A 4117-nucleotide genomic window follows, 5' to 3' on the forward strand; every position below is an offset into this window, starting at 1 on the left:
GGTGACCGCGCGGTGCGCCTCGCCCGCGCGCACGGCGGCGGCGGACGCGCGCAGGATCAGCGTCACGTCGTCGGAATCGACCGGTTTGTCGGCGTCCGACACCGCGTCCCACAGGTCGAGCGCGGTCTCCAGGTGGCGCAGTTCCTCGACCGGGGCGCCGACTCGGGCGGCGTGGTCGGCGGCCTCCAGGGACGCGGCGAGCGCGCCCGCCGGGTTGTGGCTCTCGCGGTGGTGGTAGGCCCGCTCGGCGGCGCTGTCGGCCTTGCGGCCCTCGCCGCCCAGGAGGCGGGCGAACACGCCGTGGATGCGCACCCGCTCGCCCGGCAGCAGGTCGTCGTACGCGGCCTCGCGGCTGAGCGCGTGCCGAAACGAATACGTGTCGTCCTTGCCCGCGATCAGCAGGTGGCGGCCCGCGGCCTCGCGCAGCGCCGACTCCAACTCGTCGTCGGGCATCTCGACCGCGTCGCGCAGGAGCCGGTGTTCGACGCTGCGCCCGGCCACCGCCGCGGTACGCACCACCCGCTGGGCGGTGGCCGACAACTGTTCGATCCGGGTGAGCAACACCTCGGCCAGTCCACCGGGCACCCCGAAGCCGTCGTCCGCGGTCGCGGCGCGCAGTTCCTCGGCGTAGAAGGCGTTGCCCTCGGCGCGCTCCACGATGCGCCGCACACTCTCGTCGGACATCGGACCGGTGCCGATCGCCCGGACCAGGCTGGCCACGTCGTCGTCGCCCATCGGTTCCAGGCCCATGCGCTCCACCCCGGGCAGCCGGATCAACTCGGCGAGCAACGGGCGCAGCGGATGGCGGCGGTGCAGGTCGTCGGAGCGATACGAGGCCACCACGGCGAACCGCTGCGAGTCGCCGTAGCCGGAACCGCGCGCGAGCAGCCGGCTGAGCAGGAAGCGCAGCAGGTCGCGGGTGGACTGGTCGGCCCACTGGAGGTCTTCCAGGACCAGCAGTACGGGGGACTGCTCGCACAGGTCGGCCAGCAGCGCGGTGACGTCCTCGAACAGGCGCAGTCGCACCCCCGGGTCGGGCGCTCCGTGCTCGTGCCCCGATTCCGAGCCGCCTGCGCGCATCAGCCGCTCGATCGCGAGGCGTCCGGCCAGGGCCGGCGCGTGCCGCGGATCGGTTTCGACGGTGCGCAGGATTTCGGTGAACGGCAGGTAGGGCAGGCCGACGTCGCCGAGGTCGACGCAGTGGCCGGTCAGGACGGTCATGCCCGCGGCGCCGGCCTGTTCGGCCGCCTCGGCGAGCAGACGGGTCTTGCCGATGCCGGCGTCGCCGGCGACCAGTACCGCGGCGGGCTCGCCGGTGCGGGCGCGCGCGAGCATCCGACCGAGGTGCGTGACCTCCGCACTCCGGCCGACCAACGGTGTGCTGAAACCCGGGTACGGTGCCACCCGCCCATCCTGGCACGGGTGCCGGCCGGGCCGGCTCACGGGTGGGATCGGCGGTGGCGGTGGGGTGGGAAGTCGGGGGCTGGGAGCGGCTGTTGGAGGCGGCGGTCGGGGCCGGATACGGAGGCGGGGGCTCCGGTTCCTCGGCGAAATCGAGCCGATTTTCGCGGACGGTACATCGAGGGTCACGAACTGTCGACAGGTTTCATAACGAATGGGTACCGTTTGCTGCCCGCACATCCCCGACCCATGGTCCGGCGCCCGGTTGTTCGGCGAGTACCGCGGCCGCACGGCACGGCTCCGGCGGAAAGGTTCCGATATGCGCACCGCAGCGAAGGACTCCGCGGAAACCGTCGTCAACGCCTGGCGCGAGGGCGTCGAGACGGCCGCAGGGGCGGAAAACCCGGCAGGGTCCCTGTACATCGGGGGGTCCGCGACCGAGGCCGGTCTCACCGACATCGACGTGGCCGCGCTGACGTGCGGCACCGCGTGCTCGGGTTCGCGTACGCGTATGTGTTGCTGAGGCCCGTCCGCTTCTGACCGGCGACCGTCCGGCGGCGACCCGTTTCCCGAGGCTGCGGCTTCGGGGGGCGGGTTCGTCGGTTCCGGTGGCGGGTCTTGTTCGGGGGGTCGGCCTTCGGTTGGGGGCTGGGGTCGGGTCTCGTTCCCCGTTTCGGGTTTTGTGTCGGGTCGGTTGCATCGGTGTTTGGGTGTGCGTCGATATGTGGGAGGCGAACCGCACGTGGCTGCTCCTGTACTGCCCCGGCCGGACGAGTCGGCGTCGGTGGTGGCGTACGACGACGCGGGAGAGTTCGACGCCGCGTTGAAACCCTTGGTCGAGCCCGCGCTCGCGGATGTCGCGGAGCGGTTGGCCGCCGGGTCGGCCTGGGCCGCCTGGTCGGATGCCGAGCGGGGCGTCGTGGTGCGGGCCGCGCGGCAGTCGCTGTACGGCGCGGTGCGGCCGAAGGTCAATCGGCTGTTGCTGCTCGAACTGCACGCCGCCCGGATGACGGGCCGACTCACTCGGGAGACCTCTCGGCTGCGCTGGGACGAATTCGTCGAACTGGCCGCGGAGCCTGGTTTTTGGGCGGGACTGGACGAGCATTACCCCGCGTTCGCGCCGCGCTTGGCGCGGGTGGTGGGCAACCGCTGTTCGGCGGTGCTCGAACTGGCCCGGCGCCTGGCCACCGACCGGCCGCGCGTGCGCACGCTGCTCGGCCGCGAGCCCGGCGCGCTCGTTGATGTCTCGTTGGACGCCGGGGACTCACACCGTGCCGGGCGGACCGTGGCGCTCGTGCGGTTCGAGGGCGGCCGGGTGGTGTACAAGCCGCGTTCGCTGGCCGTGGACGCCGCGCTCGCCGCGACCTTGGACGTGCTGCTCGCGGGGACGCCGGCCGAGGACCGGATCCGGGTGCCGCGAGTCGTCGAGTGCGAGGGCTACGGCTGGGCCGAGCACATCGAGCACCGATACTGCGCGGACGAGGGGGAACAGGCCCGGTTCTACCGGGGCTTGGGTGAGTGGATGTGTGTCGCCCAGTTGCTCGGCGGTACCGATCTGCACGCCGACAACGTGATCGCGGACGGGCCGGTCGCCTGGGTGGTGGACTGCGAGACGTTGTTCAGTCCCGAACCGCACATGGGCGCGAGTGGACTCGGCGACGCCTTCGACCGGGCCGCGGCCTCGGTGCGCAACACGGTTCTGCGGACCGGGCTGTTGCCGATGCGGTTGTCCCAACTCGCGCTCCAGGGCGTGGACATGTCGGCGGTGGGGGCACTCCCCGACCAGCAGCCGCGTGTGCCGGTACCGGTGATCGCCGGCGCCGGCACCGACTTGGCCCGGTTGGCGATGCAGGCCGCCGACATTCCCGGGTCGGCCAATCTGCCGGCGGCCGAACCCGATCCGCTGGCGCACCGTGAGGACATGGTCCGGGGATATCGCGAACTGCGGGCGCGGCTCGACGCGTTGGACCGCACGCGTGGGTTGCGTCCGGCGCTGGAGGTGTTCGGCGGGTGTGAACTGCGGGCGGTACTGCGGCCGACGCAGGTCTACGTCGAGGTCGCGCGCATGCTGTGGCATCCGGCCTCCCTGCACGACGAGGCGCCGGCGGTCGAGCGCGCCCGGGACGTACTCACCAAGCAGGCCGTGGCCTTGCGGGGCGCGCCGTCGACGGCCGAGGTGGTGGCCGCAGAAGTGGCCGAACTGCTGGACGGGGACGTCCCGTTCTTCACCATGCGCCCCGAGCACGGCCTGCTCGCCGGCCCGCGCGGCACCACGTGGGGGGAACCGGGTCAATTGATCGACCAGGCCGTCGAGCGGTGGCGGGCGAGCAGCCCGGCATTCGACCAGGAGGTGATCCGCGCGTCACTCCTGGGCGTGTACCGGGACCGCAGCGCGATGCCGGAGGGGGAGCGCCGGCGCGACGTGGCCGCGCACGGCAACAACCTCGACGGCCGGCGGCGCGCGCTCGCCGGGGCGCTCGCTCGTGACCTGTGCGCGCGGGCCGTGCCGGGCGACGACGGAACGTGCACGTGGATCGGTCCCGTGTACACCGAAAGCGGTTTCAACGTACGGCCGTTCGCCGCCGATCTGTACGGCGGCCAGGGCGGGGTCGCGCTGGCTCTCCAGGCGTGTCTGGCCGAGTCGCGGGCCGGGTTCTTGACCTACCCCGACGGGCTGGAGGCGGTCGCCGACGGCGCGGTGCGGGCGCTCGCGGCC

The 4117-nt window shown here is 72.8% G+C and carries 3 protein-coding genes; 2 read left to right on the plus strand and 1 reads right to left on the minus strand.

Going from position 1 to position 4117, the window contains the following annotated elements; genetic code table 11:
- A partial coding sequence (locus GT354_RS42465; RefSeq protein WP_346012431.1) for an AAA family ATPase occupies positions 1–1404 on the minus strand: 1404 nt, incomplete at its 3' end.
- A 316-nt stretch (positions 1405–1720) separates the two neighbouring features.
- Between GT354_RS42465 and GT354_RS42470 the strand changes: the two genes are divergently transcribed.
- Both GT354_RS42470 and lanM read left to right on the plus strand, forming a co-directional pair.
- Positions 1721–1924, plus strand: a complete 204-nt coding sequence (locus GT354_RS42470; RefSeq protein WP_161362183.1) for a DUF6229 family protein — start codon at positions 1721–1723, stop codon at positions 1922–1924.
- A 219-nt stretch (positions 1925–2143) separates the two neighbouring features.
- Positions 2144–4117: type 2 lanthipeptide synthetase LanM (lanM, locus tag GT354_RS42475; protein ID WP_161362185.1), on the plus strand; the 1974-nt coding region annotated here is incomplete at its 3' end.

It is taken from the genome of Streptomyces sp. SID3343 (assembly GCF_009865215.1).
Taxonomy (GTDB): Bacteria; Actinomycetota; Actinomycetes; order Streptomycetales; family Streptomycetaceae; genus Embleya.

Coding starts and splice junctions, on each gene's coding strand:
- GT354_RS42470 (WP_161362183.1), top strand. CDS start 1,721: ATGCGCACCGCAGCGAAGGACTCCGCGGAAACCGTCGTCAACGCCTGG.